This window comes from Solibacillus ferritrahens, assembly GCF_037027585.1.
Lineage (GTDB): Bacteria > Bacillota > Bacilli > Bacillales_A > Planococcaceae > Solibacillus > Solibacillus ferritrahens.
In genome coordinates this window covers 98,468-116,637 of record NZ_JAXCLE010000002.1, presented here as the reverse complement: position 1 = coordinate 116,637, position 18,170 = coordinate 98,468, and the positions used below count along the sequence as shown (strand labels likewise).

At 37.6% G+C, this 18,170-nt stretch carries 19 protein-coding genes; 9 read left to right on the top strand and 10 right to left on the bottom strand.

Translation table 11 applies throughout. From position 1 onward, the window contains the following. The 3 genes from SNE38_RS02645 to pdhA are packed head-to-tail and all read right to left on the bottom strand — an operon-like array spanning position 1 to position 3,492. Positions 1-1,377: a dihydrolipoamide acetyltransferase family protein gene (locus tag SNE38_RS02645; RefSeq protein WP_191702244.1), complete on the bottom strand. Its 1,377-nt coding sequence runs from the start codon at positions 1,375-1,377 to the stop codon at positions 1-3. Between the two features lie 18 nt (positions 1,378-1,395). Further along, a complete protein-coding gene (locus SNE38_RS02640; protein WP_336045822.1) occupies positions 1,396-2,373 on the bottom strand; it encodes an alpha-ketoacid dehydrogenase subunit beta in 978 nt (325 codons plus the stop codon). Positions 2,374-2,376: 3 nt separating this feature from the next. Continuing rightward, positions 2,377-3,492 carry a pyruvate dehydrogenase (acetyl-transferring) E1 component subunit alpha gene (gene pdhA, locus SNE38_RS02635; protein WP_191702242.1) on the bottom strand — a complete coding sequence of 372 codons (1,116 nt, stop codon included), beginning with the start codon at positions 3,490-3,492 and terminating at the stop codon, positions 2,377-2,379. Between the two features lie 362 nt (positions 3,493-3,854). On the opposite strand from pdhA, the gene def reads away from it, so the two are divergent. Beyond that, positions 3,855-4,412: a peptide deformylase gene (gene def / locus SNE38_RS02630; RefSeq protein ID WP_191702241.1), complete on the top strand. Its 558-nt coding sequence runs from the start codon at positions 3,855-3,857 to the stop codon at positions 4,410-4,412. 150 nt (positions 4,413-4,562) lie between these two features. Here def and SNE38_RS02625 read toward each other — a convergent pair whose 3' ends face one another. Beyond that, on the bottom strand, positions 4,563-5,333 hold the full coding sequence (locus SNE38_RS02625) for a Cof-type HAD-IIB family hydrolase (protein WP_191702240.1): 771 nt from the start codon (positions 5,331-5,333) through the stop codon (positions 4,563-4,565). 337 nt (positions 5,334-5,670) lie between these two features. Between SNE38_RS02625 and SNE38_RS02620 the strand changes: the two genes are divergently transcribed. Further along, positions 5,671-5,880: a DNA-dependent RNA polymerase subunit epsilon gene (locus SNE38_RS02620; RefSeq protein WP_191698555.1), complete on the top strand. Its 210-nt coding sequence runs from the start codon at positions 5,671-5,673 to the stop codon at positions 5,878-5,880. A gap of 5 nt (positions 5,881-5,885) precedes the next feature. Next, positions 5,886-7,553, top strand: a complete 1,668-nt coding sequence (gene rnjA, locus SNE38_RS02615) for a ribonuclease J1 (protein ID WP_191702239.1) — start codon at positions 5,886-5,888, stop codon at positions 7,551-7,553. Positions 7,554-7,654: 101 nt separating this feature from the next. On the opposite strand, the gene SNE38_RS02610 is transcribed toward rnjA, so the two are convergent. Then, complete coding sequence (locus SNE38_RS02610; protein ID WP_191702238.1) at positions 7,655-8,317, bottom strand: potassium channel family protein; 663 nt, start codon at positions 8,315-8,317, stop codon at positions 7,655-7,657. A gap of 59 nt (positions 8,318-8,376) precedes the next feature. Further along, a complete protein-coding gene (locus SNE38_RS02605; RefSeq protein WP_336045821.1) occupies positions 8,377-8,787 on the bottom strand; it encodes a TlpA family protein disulfide reductase in 411 nt (136 codons plus the stop codon). Positions 8,788-9,036: 249 nt separating this feature from the next. Here SNE38_RS02605 and SNE38_RS02600 point away from each other — a divergent pair, with 249 nt between their 5' ends. The 5 genes from SNE38_RS02600 to SNE38_RS02580 are packed head-to-tail and all read left to right on the top strand — an operon-like array spanning position 9,037 to position 13,363. Next, positions 9,037-9,579 carry a helix-turn-helix domain-containing protein gene (locus tag SNE38_RS02600; RefSeq protein ID WP_191702236.1) on the top strand — a complete coding sequence of 181 codons (543 nt, stop codon included), beginning with the start codon at positions 9,037-9,039 and terminating at the stop codon, positions 9,577-9,579. Between the two features lie 17 nt (positions 9,580-9,596). Next, entirely contained in the window at positions 9,597-10,697 is a 1,101-nt protein-coding gene (locus SNE38_RS02595; RefSeq protein ID WP_191702235.1) for an ABC transporter ATP-binding protein, read from the top strand. Further along, the gene (locus tag SNE38_RS02590; RefSeq protein WP_191702624.1) at positions 10,687-11,493 is read left to right on the top strand and encodes an ABC transporter permease; all 807 of its coding nucleotides are present in this window, start codon (positions 10,687-10,689) and stop codon (positions 11,491-11,493) included. The genes SNE38_RS02595 and SNE38_RS02590 overlap by 11 nt, the downstream gene beginning before the upstream one ends. Next, complete coding sequence (locus SNE38_RS02585) at positions 11,493-12,293, top strand: ABC transporter permease (protein WP_191702234.1); 801 nt, start codon at positions 11,493-11,495, stop codon at positions 12,291-12,293. The genes SNE38_RS02590 and SNE38_RS02585 overlap by 1 nt, the downstream gene beginning before the upstream one ends. Continuing rightward, positions 12,290-13,363, top strand: a complete 1,074-nt coding sequence (locus tag SNE38_RS02580) for an ABC transporter substrate-binding protein (RefSeq protein ID WP_191702233.1) — start codon at positions 12,290-12,292, stop codon at positions 13,361-13,363. Before SNE38_RS02585 ends, SNE38_RS02580 begins: the two co-directional genes overlap by 4 nt. 55 nt (positions 13,364-13,418) lie before the next feature. Here SNE38_RS02580 and SNE38_RS02575 read toward each other — a convergent pair whose 3' ends face one another. Then, a complete protein-coding gene (locus SNE38_RS02575) occupies positions 13,419-13,880 on the bottom strand; it encodes an 8-oxo-dGTP diphosphatase (RefSeq protein ID WP_336045820.1) in 462 nt (153 codons plus the stop codon). Positions 13,881-14,057: 177 nt separating this feature from the next. Here SNE38_RS02575 and SNE38_RS02570 point away from each other — a divergent pair, with 177 nt between their 5' ends. Beyond that, entirely contained in the window at positions 14,058-15,248 is a 1,191-nt protein-coding gene (locus SNE38_RS02570) for an MFS transporter (protein WP_336045819.1), read from the top strand. 51 nt (positions 15,249-15,299) lie between these two features. Here SNE38_RS02570 and SNE38_RS02565 read toward each other — a convergent pair whose 3' ends face one another. The 3 genes from SNE38_RS02565 to SNE38_RS02555 all read right to left on the bottom strand — a co-directional run bounded on the left by SNE38_RS02565 (position 15,300) and on the right by SNE38_RS02555 (position 18,126). Continuing rightward, positions 15,300-16,418, bottom strand: a complete 1,119-nt coding sequence (locus SNE38_RS02565) for an N-acetyldiaminopimelate deacetylase (protein WP_191702230.1) — start codon at positions 16,416-16,418, stop codon at positions 15,300-15,302. 14 nt (positions 16,419-16,432) lie between these two features. Continuing rightward, on the bottom strand, positions 16,433-17,146 hold the full coding sequence (gene dapD, locus SNE38_RS02560; protein ID WP_191702229.1) for a 2,3,4,5-tetrahydropyridine-2,6-dicarboxylate N-acetyltransferase: 714 nt from the start codon (positions 17,144-17,146) through the stop codon (positions 16,433-16,435). Positions 17,147-17,220: 74 nt separating this feature from the next. Continuing rightward, positions 17,221-18,126, bottom strand: a complete 906-nt coding sequence (locus SNE38_RS02555; protein ID WP_191702228.1) for a LysR family transcriptional regulator — start codon at positions 18,124-18,126, stop codon at positions 17,221-17,223. Positions 18,127-18,170 lie beyond the last annotated feature (44 nt).

The following is an 18,170-nucleotide window of genomic DNA, read 5'->3' as shown; positions in this document are numbered from 1 at the left end:
TTACGCCTCCATTAATAATAGTTGCGGCTCACTTAATAAACGTTTTAAATGATTTAAAGCGTTTTGTGCAGTCGCACCATCGATCATACGATGATCAAAGCTCAATGATAATGCTAACACATGTGCCGCTACAATTTCACCATTTTTTATTACTGGTTTCTCTGAAATTCGACCAATTCCTAAAATCGCAACTTCAGGGTGATTAATTACTGGTGTAAACCATTGACCACCTGCAGAACCGATATTTGTAATGGATATTGAAGCACCTTTCATTTCATGAGATGCTAACTTACCATCACGTGCCTTTACAGCCAGTTCATTAATTTCCTGTGAAAGGCCAAATACCGACTTACGATCAGCATGCTTAATAACTGGAACTAATAAACCTTTTTCTGTATCGGCAGCAATACCTATATTATAGTAATGTTTCTGAATAATTTCCTGTGTTGCGTCATCTAGCGAACGGTTGAATTCAGGATATTTTCGCAAAGTCGAGATTAAAGCCTTCACAACGTACGGTAAATACGTTAATTTAACACCTTGCTCTGCTGCAATATCCTTGAATTGTTTACGATGCGCAACAAGCTCTGTTACATCCACTTCATCCATTAACGTTACGTGCGGAGCTGTATGTTTTGAATGAACCATCGCTTTAGCAATGGCTTTACGAATGCCGCTCATTTTTTCGCGTGTTTCAGGGAATTCCCCTTCAGGTGCAACTTGTTTTGTTTCTTTTTGCGTCTCTACAGCTTCTGTCTGTTTTGTTTCATTAACTTCTTCAGATGCAGCATCAGGTTGTCCCCCGCCATTTAAGAAGCTTTCAATATCTTCTTTTAAAACGCGGCCATTTTTACCTGTACCTGAAACTTGCTGAATTTCGACACCTTTTTCACGAGCATACTTTCGTACTGACGGCATTGCAATAATACGTTTGTTTGAAGTATCCTCTTCACTCTGCGGTGTAGCTTTTTCTGTTTGGGATGGAGCTTCTGGCTTCGCTGCTTCCTCTTTTGCCTTTGGTGCTTCCTGTTTTTTCATATCTTGGCCTGATTCAGCAGTGGATTGTACTTGGGCTTCTGTTTTACTTGATTCATTTGATTCGTGGTGGTCATCACCTTTTAATTTTAAATCTTCATAGCCTGGTGCATCAAAGCGGATTAAGGCATCTCCAACAATCGCTACTGTACCTTCTTCCACCAAAATCTCTTCAACTGTACCTTCTACTGGTGACGGAATTTCCACAACTGCTTTATCATTTTGAACTTCAGCTAAAATATCATCTTCTTTGACTTGATCGCCAGCTTTAACGAACCATTTGACGATTTCACCTTCATGTATACCTTCTCCGATATCTGGTAATCGAAAAGTAAATGCCATATTTCTCACCCTCAATTCTTAGAATGTTAAAACTTTCTTCGCAGTTTCCATTACATCTTTATATGTTGGTAGCCATACACCCTCTGCTTGAGGGAATGAATAAATTGTATCTGGTGCAGCAACACGTAATACTGGAGCTTCTAATGAAAGAATGGCACGCTCTGTAATCTCTGCGACAACATTTGCTGCAATACCAGCTTGCTTTTGAGCCTCTTGAACAACGATTGCACGACCTGTTTTTTCAACAGAAGCTATAATTGTTTCAATATCTAAAGGCTGAATCGTACGTAAATCGATCACTTCTACCGAATAGCCTTCTTTTTCAAGTTCTTCTGCCGCCTTTAAACTTTCGTGAACCATTAAGCCATAAGCAATAATTGAAAGGTCTTTTCCTTCGCGCTTTACATCTGCTTTTCCAAGTTCAATTGTATATGATTCTTCCGGAACTTCTTCACGGAACGAACGGTAAAGTTTTAAATGCTCTAAGAAAATAACTGGGTTATTATCACGAATTGATGCAATTAGTAAACCTTTTGCATCATATGGTGTTGATGGAATTACCACTTTTAAACCTGGTGATTGTGCCATTAAACCTTCTAAAGAATCCGAATGCATTTCCGGTGTATGTACACCACCGCCAAATGGAGAACGAATTGTTACAGGTGCATTGTACGTACCACCAGAACGGTATTTCATACGAGCTAATTGACCACTAATTGAGTCCATTACCTCAAAAACGAAGCCGAAAAATTGAATTTCAGGCACTGGACGGTATCCAGTTAACGCCAAACCAATTGCTAAACCGCCGATTCCTGATTCTGCAAGTGGCGTATCAAATACACGATCAACGCCAAATTCTTTTTGAAGACCTTCTGTAGCACGGAAAACCCCGCCGTTTACACCAACGTCTTCACCGAATACTAAAACGTTTTCGTCATTTTTTAATTCGCAACGTAATGCATCTGTAATTGCTTGAATCATTGTCATTTGTGCCATGGCTTATTTCGACTCCTTCTCTTTATAAATCGCGTACTGTTCTTTTAAGTTTGATGGCATTTCACCATCATACATATTATCCATTAACTCTGTTACTTTTTGTTTCGGAGCTTTATCGGCTTGTTTGATTGCTTCTTTAATTTCCTCTTTAGCACGCTCAATTACTTCTTCTTCTTTCTTCTCATCCCATAACCCTTTACCTTCAAGGTATTTACGGAAGCGTACTAATGGATCTTTTGCTGACCACTCATTATCAGTATCAGTAGTACGATAACGTGTTGGGTCATCACCTGCCATTGTATGAGGACCATATCGGTAACACATTGTTTCAATAAGTGTTGGACCTTCTCCGCGAATTGCTCGGTCACGGGCGTCCTTAGTCGCTGCATAAACAGCTAACGGATCCATACCATCCACTAATACGGACGGTATGCCGGCTGCTATACCTTTTTGCGCGATAGTTTTTGCGGCAGTCTGTAATTCACGCGGTGTTGAAATCGCGAATTGGTTGTTTTGCACGATGAAGATAGCTGGCGATTTGAAAGCACCTGCAAAGTTAATCCCTTCATAGAAATCACCTTGCGAAGAACCACCATCCCCTGTATATGTGATTGCAACCGTTTTTGAACCACGCTTTTGTAAACCAAGTGCCACACCTGCCGTTTGAATATATTGTGCACCAATTATAATTTGCGGTGCCAATATATTTACACCTTCCGGAACTTGGTTTCCGATAAAGTGACCGCGACTGAATAAGAATGCTTTCCATAATGGCAAACCATGCATAACAATTTGTGGAACATCACGATAGCCCGGTAAAATCCAGTCTTCTTTTTCCAATGCATAATGGGAAGCAAGTTGTGATGCTTCTTGACCAGCAGTTGGTGCGTAGAAACCTAAGCGTCCTTGTCGGTTTAATGAAATTGAACGTTGATCTAAAATACGGACATAAACCATACGACTCATTAATTCAACTAATTGCTCATCACTTAAATCCGGCATAGCTGCTTCGTTTACAACTTCCCCTTGCTCATTTAACACTTGGAACATCTCGAACTTGCCTTCAATTTCCTGTAACGTTCCAGCTGGGTCCAATTGATTCATCATTTTATCTGCCATTGTTTACATCCCCTTTAAACTGTATTAAAAAAATCATTATTTTCACTAGTACAATATAACTCTACCCCGAGTATAATGAATAAAAATCTATCGGTCAATCATTGTTTACCATCTTTATTAAAGAATTTTCATAATTAACATCAAATTAATACAGTTACATCATCTGTACCACAAGTTCGCCGCTACTGTACTATAATAGAAACTTTTAAAACATCCAAATATTATTCGTTTAATAGCACTTCAACAATATTTATTCCCTTAATTCGAATTCTTAAATCGGAAATCCCGAAGTTTTTTCTACTTCCATTCTGTAGAGTCGTGTATACTTATTCCTATAAGTTCTAACTGAAAGGAAGTTTCACATGATATTAATGGAACATATTATTCGCGAAGGACATCCGACATTGCGCACTCGGGCGGAGGAAATTGATTTTCCATTATCTGCGGAAGACCGTAAACTTGCTGAGGATCTACTACAGTATTTAATTAATAGCCAAAATCCTGAAATTGCTGAAAAATATAATCTACGCGGAGGTATTGGCTTGGCTGCTAACCAAGTTAACAGCTTAAAGCGGATGTTTGCCTTACACTTGGAAAACGAGGACGGTGAGTTATTAAGCTTCGTTGCAATCAATCCTAGAGTTGTAAGCCATTCTGTGGAGCAGACGTATATTACAAGTGGTGAGGGTTGCCTATCTGTAGATCGCGCTGTTCCAGGCTACGTCCCTCGTTATGCCCGTATTACAGTTAAATTTATGACTGTGGACGGAGAAGAAAAGAAAATGCGTTTATCAGGACTCCCTGCAATCGCCTTTCAACATGAGCTGGACCATTTAAACGGTATCATGTTTTATGACCGAATTAACGAAAAGGACCCATTCGCGGTAATTGAAAATAGCATCCCATTTGGTAGAGATTAATTGTAAAAAACGCGTGTGAATTAAATATTCACACGCGTTTCAGACTGTCAGGCGAACTCGAAGAAATTCGAGTTTGCCTACAGTCTTTTTTGATTAAAATAAAGTTTACCAGTGAAAATCAAACGAATGAACGAAATCAATTTCTTTACCTTATACTAGTTTAAGCTTTTCCATCGCCAGAGCCAACCCATCTTCATCTACATGTGCCGTTATCATTGATGCGGCTTCCTTCGCCTTTTTATGACCATTCCCCATTGCGACACTTTGAGGGAATTCCGAAAGCATTTCGATGTCATTAAGCCCATCCCCAAAAGTTACAATCTGTTCTTCTGAAAAACCGGTATACTCCAGCAATTTTTTAATACCATTTGCCTTGGATCCCCCTTTTGGCAACATATCGCATGAAAGTGGATGCCATCGAACGAATTGTACTTCAGGAAACTGTTGTTCATAAATAGGCTGTTCCTGTTCATTTATAAAAATTAAAGTTTGATAGACTGGCGTATGCAAATAATAATTTGCATCAATTTGTGGATATGGAAAATAAAGTGTAGCCAGGCTTTGCTCGATACTCTCATAATCACCTTCCGTGGCAATCATTTCTTTCTCATTAAGAAAAACGAATGGATGATTTCTTTGTGAACCGAATTTTAAAATAGTCGCTAACATTTCATTTACAATTTGGTTGGTATAAATAACTTCACCTTTATAAACGACATATTGACCATTGAACGTCACATATGTATCAATCTGTAGTTCTTCCAATATATCTTTTATCATAAATGGAGCACGACCTGTTGCAATAGCGATTTCATGACCTTTTTCGCGCGCTTTGAGAATCGCTTCTTTTGCAGAATTCGGCAATTTTTTTTCGGAATTGTACAGCGTGCCATCTACATCAAAAAATAATAATCTTTTCAACTTAAATTCTCCTTTATTTTCAAAGACCCTTTACAGAAATCTGAATATTTAGTATAATGAGGTAGAGGAGTGATGACCTATGTTAAAACGTCTCAAAAGGAAATGGCGGGAACGATTAAAAGGCATCCTCGGTAAAAAATTAATTGCCTAAACACTTCATTGATTGGCGCGCCCTATTTAAGGACGTGCCATTTTTTTATTTTTATTCAATCAGTATGTTCATGTATTTGATGGGCTTTTCTTTATTTTAAAGGACTCCCATGATAATATAAAGGAAATGCATTTTTCTACTTATTAGAAATGCAGTAATAATGTTCGTAATTAAAGGAGAGTAACTATGATTTACAAAGTTTATTATCAAGAAAACATTACTGAGATTCCAGTTCGCGAAAACACAAAAACTCTTTATTTAGAGGCGTCATCTGAGCGTGAAGTACGTCACTATTTAAAAGACCGAAATTACAATATTGAACTTGTTCAACTTCTAGAAGGCAACTATTTAGAATATGAACAAAATAGCCCTAATTTCCGTCTGGAGAACGCTTAATTGTTATGAAATTCGTTAAGAATGATCAAGCGGCTGTATTCGCACTCGGCGGACTGGGCGAAATCGGCAAAAACACATATGCAGTACAATTCCAAGATGAAATCATTTTAATTGACGCAGGTATTAAATTCCCTGAGGACGACTTACTTGGAATTGACTACGTAATTCCAGACTATACGTACTTAGTTAGAAACGTAGACAAAATTAAAGGCTTATTTATAACACATGGTCACGAAGATCATATTGGCGGTATTCCTTATTTATTGCGTCAAGTTAATATCCCTGTTTATGGTGGAAAGCTTGCATTGGGACTGCTTCGCAACAAATTGGATGAACATGGCTTATTACGCTCTACAAAATTAATCGAATTCAAAGAAGACGATGTTATTAAATTCCGTAAAACAGCCGTAAGTTTCTTCCGTACGACACATAGTATTCCCGATGCATATGGTGTAGTTGTTAAAACACCACCAGGTAATATTGTGCATACAGGCGACTTTAAGTTTGACTTTACTCCAGTTGGCGAGCCTGCCAACTTAACAAGAATGGCCGAAATTGGTCGCGATGGTGTACTTTGTTTACTTTCAGATAGTACAAATGCCGAAAAAACGGATTTTACAATGTCAGAGCGTACTGTCGGGAAAAGCATTGACGAAATTTTCCGTAAAGTTGATGGTCGCATTATTTTTGCGACATTTGCTTCGAATATTCACCGTCTGCAGCAAGCGACAGATGCAGCTGTAAAATATGGTCGTAAAATTGCCGTTTTCGGACGTTCAATGGATAACGCCATTACTATCGGCCGTGAATTAGGATATATTACTGCACCGAAAGAAACTTTTATCGATGTGCAAAGCTTAAATCGTTTACCTGCAAATGAAGTAATGATTTTATGTACAGGTTCTCAAGGTGAGCCAATGGCAGCTTTATCACGTATTGCCAACGGAACACACCGTCAAATTCAAATTCAGCCTGGTGATACAGTTGTATTCTCTTCTTCTCCAGTACCAGGAAATACGATGAGCGTAAACAAAATTATTAACTTATTATTCCGTGCTGGTGCTGAAGTTATCCACGGTGCATTAAATAATATTCATACTTCAGGTCACGGCTCGCAGCAAGAACAAAAACTAATGCTACGTTTAATGAAGCCAAAATTCTTTATGCCAATTCACGGTGAATACCGTATGTTAAAAATTCATACAGAATTGGCGGAAGCTTGTGAAGTACCATTAGAAAACTCATTCCTTATGGAAAATGGTGATGTATTGGCATTGAGTGCAAATGAAGCACATGTTGCCGGTCGCATCCCTTCAGGTGATGTGTATATTGATGGAAATGGGATTGGAGATATCGGAAATATCGTATTGCGAGATCGCCGTATTCTTTCTGAGGAAGGTTTAGTTATCGTTGTTGTAAGTGTTGATATGGCGAAAAACAAAATCGTTTCTGGTCCGGATATTATTTCTCGAGGATTTGTTTATATGCGTGAATCAGGCATGATGATTAACGAAGCACAAAAAATGTTGAATTATCATTTAAATAGCACGATTCAGGAAAAAGATACACAATGGAATGATTTGAAAAACGAAATTACGGACGTATTGGGCCCTTATTTATACGAAAAGACAAAACGTCGCCCTATGATTTTACCAATTATAATGGAAGTATAATTAAAATTGGTAAAGTCACCAAAATAGTTTTTCCATAAAAAATACCCGCTTACTTATTGTAGGCGGGCATTTTTTATTTGATTTTTTGATTTAAGTAACTGCTACTTTTGAATAACTTTCTTCACAAAGCGATTTATATCAACATCCGCACCAATCATCAGTAGAATATCCCCTACTTCAATACGCTCAGTCGCTGCTGGAGAAATCATAATTTCATCGCCACGTGTAATGCCTACAATATTCACACCGTATTTTGCGCGTACATCCAGCTCAATCAATGAATTACCAGCTATTTTTTCATTCGCTTTAATTTCCATAATCGAGTGCTCGCTGGAAATCTCCAAATAATCAAGTACACTATTCGACATCATATTGTTAGCAATACGAATGCCCATATCCCGTTCCGGATGCACAACAAAATCAGCACCTATTTTACGTAGCACTTTTTCGTGATAATCATTTTGTGCTTTAACAGTGATTTGAGCTACACCGAGCTCTTTTAAAATAAGGGTCGTTAGAATACTTGATTGAATATCTTCGCCAATTGCTACAATAACATGTTCGAAATTCCAGAGTCCTAGTGATTTAATTGTTTCTTCCTCTGTCGTATCTGCTACTACTGATTGAGTGGCAATACGGGCATATTCATCGACACGTTCACTATCTGTATCGATAGCCATTACATTCGCCCCTTGTTTAACCAGTTCGCGAACAATACTCCCACCAAATCGCCCTAATCCTATTACTACAAACTCTTTTTTCATTGTCTCTCCTCCGAACATCCAGTTCCCATCATTTTAACTTATAAAAATGTATATTGTCATTAAATAATACGCTCAATTTTTCCTTGCAGGGATTTAGTCGCTAGAGCTCCAGCGTGATAGAAGCGCAATTTCTGTTGTTGATCGAATAAATAATAGGCTGGTACAATTTTATTTCCAAACCTATCGCTAATGATAAGTTCATTATCTAGGTGAATAGGGTAATTTATACCTAATTGCTTTACTTTTCGCCTTACTAATTCAGAAGTAAAGTCGAGCTCTTCCCTTGGCATATGAATCGCTTGAATATTTAATTTGTCACTGAAAATATTACCAATAATATTCAATTTCTCTATGGATTGTTCACATTGCGAACAACTCATTGCCCAAAAATAAATTAATGTCGGCATATCCGATAGCTCATTCATATTTTTTTTATTAATAATTTTTGTTGCCCCGCTTAGCGAAGGCATTATTGTCCGAATTCTCAATCGCATCCTCCTCGCTGTAACATATGTAAAGGAGTTTTTTTCTGTACCGAACAAATGTCCAGTAACTAAACAAATAATATCTTTCATTTCACAAATACACTTGAAAATCCCCGTATATTATGTATAATTATTATTATTTTCGTAAACTAAAAGTTTTGTAATAGTAAACTTCCTTACTGGATGTTTATCATATGTAAACTCAATCGATTAATGGATAAGGAGCGTGACAATATGCAAATCGGAACCAAGATTAAAGCGTTACGCATAAAAAAGGGTCTAACCCAGGAAGAGCTTGGAGAACGTACTGATTTAACAAAAGGCTATATCTCACAATTAGAACGGGATTTAAACTCACCTTCAATTGAAACATTATTCAACTTATTGGAAGTTCTCGGGTGCTCGCCACGGGACTTTTTTGATGATGAGCAAAAAAACGAAAAAATTGTATTTACGAAAGATGATCAAACTAGTTTTACCGACCATGATAAAAACTATGAAATTGAATGGCTGATTCCTACATCAAATGAAAAGGAAATGGAACCTGTATTTATTACCTTACAAAAGGATGCGGAATTTAAATCATTCGAACCATCATTAGCGGAAACATTTATTTATGTAGTAAAAGGGCGAATCCGTGTTGTTCTCGGAAACGACGAATATATCGCAAGTGAAGGAAATGCTGTTTATTACGAAGCATCTTCCAACCATCAAATTTTTAATGCGCATAATGGGATAACAAAGTTACTCCTTGTCGCAACTCAATCTTACTTATAAATCAGGAGGCTACTTAAATGAATAACACGATTATTCGCTTTGAAAATGTTACAAAATCATATGATGACGGTACAGTTGTCTTAAAAAATATTAACTTCGAACTAGAGCGTGGTAAGTTCTACACATTACTCGGTCCATCCGGATGTGGTAAAACAACTATTTTACGTATTATTGCTGGTTTTACTGATGCTTCAACAGGTGATGTATTTTTTAATGGGAAACGTATGAATGATGTACCGGCAAATGAACGCCAAGTAAATACTGTATTCCAGGATTATGCGCTATTCCCTCACTTAAATGTGTTTGAAAATGTGGCATTTGGCTTACGTATTAAAAAAGTGAAAGAAACAGAAATAAATGACAGAGTGCAAGAGGCATTAAAATTCGTCAATTTAGCAGGCTATGGTAACCGTGAAATTTCAGAAATGTCCGGTGGTCAACGTCAACGTGTCGCTATCGCACGTGCTATCGTTAATGATCCGGAAGTTATTTTATTAGATGAGCCATTATCAGCACTCGATTTAAAATTACGTACAGAAATGCAGTATGAGTTACGTGAATTACAGCAGCGATTGGGCAAAACATTCATTTTTGTTACACATGACCAGGAAGAAGCTTTGGCAATGAGTGATGAAATTTTTGTTCTTTCTAATGGGGAAATTAAACAATCGGGAACTCCAGTAGATATTTATGATGAGCCAATTAACCGTTTTGTAGCAGACTTTATCGGAGAGTCCAACATTGTAGATGGATTAATGATTGAAGACTATAAAGTTCGATTCGCTGGAAAAGAATTTGAGTGTGTAGACGGTGGGATGAAGCCAAACGAAAAAATTGACGTTGTCATTCGTCCGGAAGATTTGGAAATCACAACACCGGAAAACGGCAAGTTAATTGTTACTGTTGATACTCAATTATTCCGAGGTGTTCATTACGAATTATCAACGTATGATCAGGACGGAAATGAATGGTTAGTCCACTCATTGAAAAAAGCGGATGTTGGAGCAGAAATTGGATTGGACTTTGATCCTGAAGCTATTCACGTTATGCGATTAAATGAGACAGAAGCGGACTTCGACAAACGTTTGGAAGCATATGGGGACGAAGATTATGAATAAGACAGCAAAAGGCCCGTTAATTCCCTATATTTTTTGGATTTTATTATTCGTTATTGCACCAATTGCGTTAATCGTTTATTATTCTGTTCTTGATTTGAATGGCAACTTCACTTTAACCAACTACGCAAAATTTTTTACACCTGTTTATTTAAAAATGACATTGAGCAGCTTCTGGTATGCATTTCTGATTACGCTATTTACGTTGTTATTTGCCTACCCTACTGCTTACTTATTAACAAAAACGAAACATAAGCAATTATGGCTTATGCTCATTATCATTCCATCTTGGATTAACCTGCTCTTAAAAACTTATGCATTCATCGGTATTTTTGGTTTATATGGCCCTATTAATGCAATGATTGAAGTGTTTGGTTTTAACCCAAAGCAAATTTTATTTACAGACTTTAGTTTTGTTTTCGTATCGGTATATATTTTCATTCCATTTATGATAATCCCGATTTTCAATTCATTGGACAAAATGAATCCGTCGTTAATCTATGCCGCCCGTGATTTAGGTGCATCCAGCTGGACAACCTTCCGCCGAGTTATTTTCCCATTAACAATTGATGGCGTAAAATCAGGTATTCAGGTTACCTTTATTCCGGCTTTATCTTTGTTCATGATTACACGTTTAATCGCCGGAAACCAAGTCATTACTTTAGGTACTGCCATCGAGCAGCAATTCCTTGTATCTCAAAACTGGGGAATGGGTTCAACAATTGCCGTATTCTTAATTCTATTTATGGTTCTTACAATGTTATTTACTAGACAAAAATCAAAAGGAGGACGCGTTTAATGAAAAAATTATCAGCTATGTCGAAAATGTATTTAATTTTCGTATTCGCGGTCCTTTATGCTCCGATATTTTATTTAATTTTTTACTCATTCAATAGCGGTGGCAGTATGAATAATTTCGAATCGTTCACACTGGAGCATTACGCAGCAGTATTCGAAGATTCAAGGTTAATCATTATTTTACTTAACACTGTACTCGTTGCCCTTTTATCAGGCTTAATTGCAACAATCATCGGAACACTGGGAGCTATTGGTATTGTTTCAATAAAAGATAAGAAAATGCGTAATACATTACTTTCATTAAATAATGTTCTTATCGTTTCACCGGATGTTGTGATCGGGGCAAGTTTCCTCATTTTATTTACAATGATTGGTGTAAAATTAGGGTTTGCTTCTGTTTTAGTATCGCATGTCGCATTTAGTGTACCGATTGTGGTGCTCATGGTTTTACCAAAATTACTTGAAATGAATACATCATTAATTGATGCTGCAAGAGATTTAGGTGCGACAAAACGTGATGTATTAATGCGTGTTATTTTGCCGTATATTTCTCCTGGTATTTTCGCAGGATTTTTTATGGCCTTAACATATTCACTCGATGATTTTGCAGTCACTTTCTTCGTTACAGGTAATGGGTTTAGTACATTGTCGGTAGAAATCTACTCAATGGCCCGTGCCGGAATTTCCTTGACGATCAATGCTATTTCAGGATTGGTATTTGCTGTGACGGTCTTAATCGTTATTGGGTATTATTTCATTAACAAACGTTCAAAATCAGTAGCAACGGGGGGACATCGATGAGAGATTTAATTCAAGCAACAGTTGCCATAGTCATTGTTTGTGCCCTTCTGTTTGTTGCAGTGGACCGTATGCAGTCTGCCGGGTCTGCTGGAAGCAAGGATACATTAACAGTGTATAACTGGGGCGAATATATCGATCCAGAGTTAATCGATAAATTCGAAGAAGAAACAGGTATTAAAGTAACGTACGAAACATTTGATTCAAATGAAGCCATGTTAACAAAAGTACAGCAAGGGGGCTCGGCATATGATATTGCTGTTCCTTCCGAGTATACAATTGAATCGATGAAGGATGATGACTTACTGATTCCAATCGATCATAGTTTAGTACCGAATTTGCAAAATATTAACGAAGACTTTTTAGATTTACCGTTTGATCCCGGCAATGAATACTCCATACCATATTTCTGGGGCACGGTTGGAATTGTATATAACCCTAATCTCATCGAGGACCATTTAACGTTCGAATCTTGGGATGATCTATGGGACCCTTCATTGGAAAGAAAAATATTTTTAGTGGATGGCTCGCGGGAAGTAATCGGTATGGGGCTTAACTCAATCGGCCATTCCCTAAACGTGAAAGATGACAAGTTGCTGCGTGAAGCTACAGATAATTTAATCAAGCTTTCTCCAAACATTAAGGCAATTATTGGCGATGAAATTACACCGCTTATGATTAATAACGAAGCCTCAGTAGCACTTACATTCTCGGGGCAAGCTGCAGATATGATGTGGGAAAATGAAGAATTGGAATTTGCTGTTCCACAGGAAGGTTCCAACTTATGGTTTGATAATATGGTTATTCCTAAAACTTCAAAGAATATTGAAGGTGCACATAAATTCATTAACTTTATGTTAGATGCAGAAAATGCTGCTCAAAATACTGACTATGTTGGATATTCATCACCAAATGAAGCAGCTTGGGAGCTATTGGATGAAGAAGTAGTAGATGATGAACGCTTCTACCCTTCACATGAGCAACGAGAAAAGTTGGAAGTATACGAAAATCTAGGGCTTGAATGGCTAGGGAAATATAACGAATACTTCTTGGAATTTAAAATGAGTTTTTAAAAAATTTAGGGCAGCCTAAAAGTCAATTTAATCCTGACTTTTTGCTGCCCCATTTTTATAACTTATGTATAATTCGTCGATCAAGACAATCATTTTCTTCATCCCAAATCATATGAATTTCAAATGTCCCTGGCTCGAAAAAGTAATCGAAACGGACCTGTATATCTTCCTGCATCGGATAGTTTTTTGCTTCACTAATTTTTACCCACTCCAATATCCCTTCTTCACATGTTTTGAGCAGCTCCCCTGTAAAATCATCAGTCCAGTAATTATAAATAATAAAATGATCTTTTTTTACTTCATTTGTATAATGGGAAATCCCTTTAAATGTTAAAGAATGTACATCCAACCCTGTCTCCTCTTTTACTTCACGAATGGCCCCTTGTGCAAAACCTTCCGGAAAATCCACTTTGCCACCTGGAGGTATGTAGCCTTTAAAATGATCATGCTGACGATTGAGCAACAGTACTTTATCCTCTTTTTGTACCATCACAACTGTCCAAAATTTATAATTCATAAGCTACCTCTTTTCAATTATTCTATATTTATTTTGGCAATATTCAGGTAAATTTTCAATATATAATATCCTTCAAAGGATTGATGTATTTTATCGTGAAAGTTTGTACAATATGGTATGCTATTGGAAATATATATTTCCGTAACCGAAATATTTAAATAGGAAGGCTGGCTTTATATGACACAACAATCGAATAAATTGGCACTTTATTTATTAATGTTTAATATGTTTATTACAATGGGTGGGATTGGTATTATTGTCCCTGTTATGCCGGCTTATTTGCAATTATTCGGTGTTGGGGGACAAGTCCTTGGATTTTTAATTGCAGGGTTTGCACTTGCCCAGTTTCTACTTTCACCGATTGCAGGGGATTTATCGGATCGGCATGGTCGAAAAATGTTCATAATAGCAGGTTTAATCGTCTATGGCTGCGCTCAAATTTTATTTGGACTTGCCACTGAAGTATGGGTATTGTTTTTATCACGTTTTTTAAGTGGTGCCGGCGCGGCGTTTATTATGCCTCCTATTATGGCCTTTGTAGCCGATATAACAACCCACGAAGAACGCGGTAAAGGAATGGGCATGATTGGAGCAGCTATGTCTTTAGGCTTTATGATTGGGCCAGGTATCGGCGGGTTTTTATCAAATGTAAATTTAACGTTTCCATTTTTCTTAGCCGGAGTTGTTGCATTTATTGCAGCCACTTTATCAGCTTTATATTTACCAAACATTAAAAATAGCCAGGCAGTTTTAGCTCCAAGAGAAAACTTATCAAAGCAATTAGTTAAATCAGTAAAAACCTCCTATTTCGTCTTTTTAATAGTCGTCTTTACATTTAGTTTTGGAATATCAAATTTCCAAGCGACTTTAACGCTATATTTAGATAATAAGTTTGGCTACACACCTGGTGAAATAGCGATAATATTAACTGTTGGCGGCTTTGCAGGTGTTGTATTGCAAATGTATGTTGTCAACAAATTATTTAAGCGTTTCGGGGAAGTAAAAGTTATTTTAGTAAACTTGCTCCTGGCTGCAGTGACTATGCTGTTGTTTATTTATATTAGTGGTTTCTTCATAATTTTAGTTGTTGCTACCTTATTCTCGATCGCTACAACCTTTATTCGTCCGGCAGTTAATACGCTCATTTCAAAACTTGCCGGTAATGAACAAGGGTTTGCAGCTGGTATGAATAACGCGTATATGAGTCTAGGCAATATGTTCGGACCTGCACTTGCAGGCGTTCTTTTCGATTGGAACCGTAATTCTCCTTATATTTTGGGAGCAGTCGTTTTAATTGGTTGCTTCATCCTTGCCTATATGTGGACAGCAAAAAAAGCTCCACATTTGCTGAAAGCCTCCACAGATTGAAAAAGGGATGACCAGGAAAATTCCTGGCATCCCTTTTACTTTATTAAACTCTTAACGTTGTCGCAAAAATTGTTCTACAAATCTACAATTGAGTGGGATTAACGATTCATCCGGCACCATTTTCGCATGATGAAGGCCATATGATGAATTTGCCCCAGTCCAAAACATCGCACCTGGTATATCCTTTATAAAATAACCAAAATCCTCACCTGTCATCGCTGCAGGACATTCATATGCTATAGCGCCGTCGAATTGTTCGGCAAACTGAAGCAGTGCATTCGCACAATCGGTATCATTATTTACTTCATAATACATCGAGCCATAATCAATTGAAACAGCGCATTCAAATGCTGCTTCAATACCTGCACAAATTGCCTCAATACGTCGTTTCACCTCTGCCATTGCGTCTGCATTCAATGTTCGAATAGTACCTTCCAACCGCGCATTTTCAGCAATTACATTTTGTACTGTGCCGGCTGTCATTTTTCCTACCGTAATAACTGCACTATCCATCGGGTCAACATTCCGGCTAATAACTGTTTGGAGCTGCAAAAGTAAATTCGCCGCTGCAATTGTCATATCTCGTGTCTTATGTGGGTAGGCTGCATGCCCGCCAATACCTTTTAAATCGATGAATAGCTCAGACGTATTCGCAAATAATAGTTCTGGCTTAGTCGCAATGGTCCCTACAGGATACTCAGGAGCAATATGCAGTGCATAGATTTCATCGGCAACAAGCAGTGGGTGTTCGGCTCTTAACCACTCAAGCATCGGTTCTGCTCCCCCTGGTCCTTCCTCTGCCGGCTGAAAATAGATTACGACATTCTGTATTGGAGGCTGTTTTGAAAAAGCTTCAACTAAACCAAGCGCAATCGCCATATGACAATCATGTCCACAGGCATGCATATACCCTCCAAACTCCGAAGAAAACGGTAATCCCGTTTCCTCCTGTACTGGAAGCCCATCAATATCTGTTCGCCAACCGATTAGTTTTGTTGGATTCGTTCCTTTTATATAAACGACGATACCCGTTTTCCACGTTGTGATTTGCAGATATTGTTGATTTAAGCTTGAAATGAACTGCAATAAATAGCTTTGTGTTTTGAATTCCTTAAATCCTATTTCCGGAATTTTATGTAGGTCCCGTCTTATATCAATGAGATGGCTCATAACACCCTACCTTCTTATAACTGTCTTAATGAATCTATAATTTCTGTTTTTGACTTCGTTTTTTCATCTAATTTTTTAATTTCACGAGCAGGAACGCCTGCCACGACTGTGTATGGTTCTACATCTTTAATAACGATCGCACCAGCTGCTACAACCGCTCCTTTACCGATACGCACACCTTCCAATACAACCGCATTAGCACCGATTACTACATCATCTTCTACTACAACTGGTAAAGCACTAGGTGGCTCCACGACACCTGCTAGTACCGATCCGGCACCAATATGGCAATTTTCTCCGACTGTTGCGCGACCACCTAATACAACGCCCATATCAATCATCGTTTTTGCTCCGATTTCAGCACCAATATTAATAATTGCACCCATCATAATGACTGCATTATCGCCAATCGTTACTTGATCACGGATAATTGCACCTGGTTCAATACGTGCGTTTACATGTTTTAAATCTAAAAGTGGAACACCTGAATGACGGCGATCATTTTCTACAACATAATCTTCAATGTGTTGAGCATGTTCTTTTAACGAAGCCTCAATATCTGACCATTCACCAAATACAACAGCATGGTTCCCTTCACCAAAAACTTTACTTTGTTCACCATATGATAAATCTGCAACACCGTTACCCTTTACATAAACCTTTACTGGTGTAACCTTTTTAGATTGAGAAATAAAATCAATAATTTGTTGTGCATTTAATTTTTCCATATAGACACCCCACTGCATGTTAGTTTTTTTAACACGACTAATTGTACTAAATTTTCAGCCAAATTAAAACTTTTTTAATTGGTTTCTTTTGAATAATCATAAAGACAGCGCGCATGATCTTGCACCACATCAACAAATGCCTGCACTTGACGCAGTTCAAATGTTGATTCATAGCCTATCAGCCAAGTATCACGTGTTAAACCTAAACCATCATCTTTTTCATTATTTGTTAAGGAAATTTTATGAACATTTTCCTCACCGTTTAACGTAATAGAAGGTAAAATTGCATAGCCAATTCCGTTCAATGCCATTTGCTTACATGTTTCAATTTGATCCACGATAATTTGATGCTTTGGATTATAGTTGAAATGACGCTGCCACCATTGCTGAATTTCCTGATAATAGTTTGAATCACTTTTAAACTGAATAAAAGGTCTATCCGATGTAATAATATCTTCCATATCTTTAATTTCTTTATCTACTAAATACATTGTATCTCGAAATAAGTGTATCTTTTTTCCCTTCCATTCCGATTGACCGCGGACAATACCGATATGCGCTTCTCCATCATAGAGTGCTTTTACGATTTCCGAGCTCCAGCCAGTCATGAGAGAGATTTTTGTATCAGGATATTTTGTTACATAATCCTTTAACACTTTTGGTAACCAATTTTGCCCTACAATCGAGGCACACGCAATTTTTAATGTACCATGAACCTTTGAATTCAATGCTTGGATTGTTTCAAAAATGTCTTCCCGCTTTATAATCATTTCGCTCGAATATTGAATAACGAGCTCTCCCGCAGGTGTCGGTGTCAGCCCCTTTTGGGAACGTATGAAAAGTTGGGCCCCCCATTCCTTTTCAATTGATTGTAATCTTTGCGATAAAGCAGGCTGTGTTAAAAATAGACGCTCTGCCGCTTTTCGCATGTTTTTTTCTTCTGCCAATACTTTAATAATTTCGGCTTCCGTTGCTGTCATTGCCATTCTCCCTTCTATCTAATCGATTAAAAAATCGACAAAAT

Bases quoted from the DNA above. Each gene is read 5' to 3' on its own strand.
- SNE38_RS02645 (WP_191702244.1), bottom strand. From the start codon at position 1,377: ATGGCATTTACTTTTCGATTACCAGATATCGGAGAAGGTATACATGAA.
- SNE38_RS02640 (WP_336045822.1), bottom strand. From the start codon at position 2,373: ATGGCACAAATGACAATGATTCAAGCAATTACAGATGCATTACGTTGC.
- pdhA (WP_191702242.1), bottom strand. From the start codon at position 3,492: ATGGCAGATAAAATGATGAATCAATTGGACCCAGCTGGAACGTTACAG.
- def (WP_191702241.1), top strand. From the start codon at position 3,855: ATGATATTAATGGAACATATTATTCGCGAAGGACATCCGACATTGCGC.
- SNE38_RS02620 (WP_191698555.1), top strand. From the start codon at position 5,671: ATGATTTACAAAGTTTATTATCAAGAAAACATTACTGAGATTCCAGTT.
- rnjA (WP_191702239.1), top strand. From the start codon at position 5,886: ATGAAATTCGTTAAGAATGATCAAGCGGCTGTATTCGCACTCGGCGGA.
- SNE38_RS02610 (WP_191702238.1), bottom strand. From the start codon at position 8,317: ATGAAAAAAGAGTTTGTAGTAATAGGATTAGGGCGATTTGGTGGGAGT.
- SNE38_RS02605 (WP_336045821.1), bottom strand. From the start codon at position 8,787: ATGCCTTCGCTAAGCGGGGCAACAAAAATTATTAATAAAAAAAATATG.
- SNE38_RS02600 (WP_191702236.1), top strand. From the start codon at position 9,037: ATGCAAATCGGAACCAAGATTAAAGCGTTACGCATAAAAAAGGGTCTA.
- SNE38_RS02595 (WP_191702235.1), top strand. From the start codon at position 9,597: ATGAATAACACGATTATTCGCTTTGAAAATGTTACAAAATCATATGAT.
- SNE38_RS02585 (WP_191702234.1), top strand. From the start codon at position 11,493: ATGAAAAAATTATCAGCTATGTCGAAAATGTATTTAATTTTCGTATTC.
- SNE38_RS02580 (WP_191702233.1), top strand. From the start codon at position 12,290: ATGAGAGATTTAATTCAAGCAACAGTTGCCATAGTCATTGTTTGTGCC.
- SNE38_RS02575 (WP_336045820.1), bottom strand. From the start codon at position 13,880: ATGAATTATAAATTTTGGACAGTTGTGATGGTACAAAAAGAGGATAAA.
- SNE38_RS02570 (WP_336045819.1), top strand. From the start codon at position 14,058: ATGACACAACAATCGAATAAATTGGCACTTTATTTATTAATGTTTAAT.
- SNE38_RS02565 (WP_191702230.1), bottom strand. From the start codon at position 16,418: ATGAGCCATCTCATTGATATAAGACGGGACCTACATAAAATTCCGGAA.
- dapD (WP_191702229.1), bottom strand. From the start codon at position 17,146: ATGGAAAAATTAAATGCACAACAAATTATTGATTTTATTTCTCAATCT.
- SNE38_RS02555 (WP_191702228.1), bottom strand. From the start codon at position 18,126: ATGACAGCAACGGAAGCCGAAATTATTAAAGTATTGGCAGAAGAAAAA.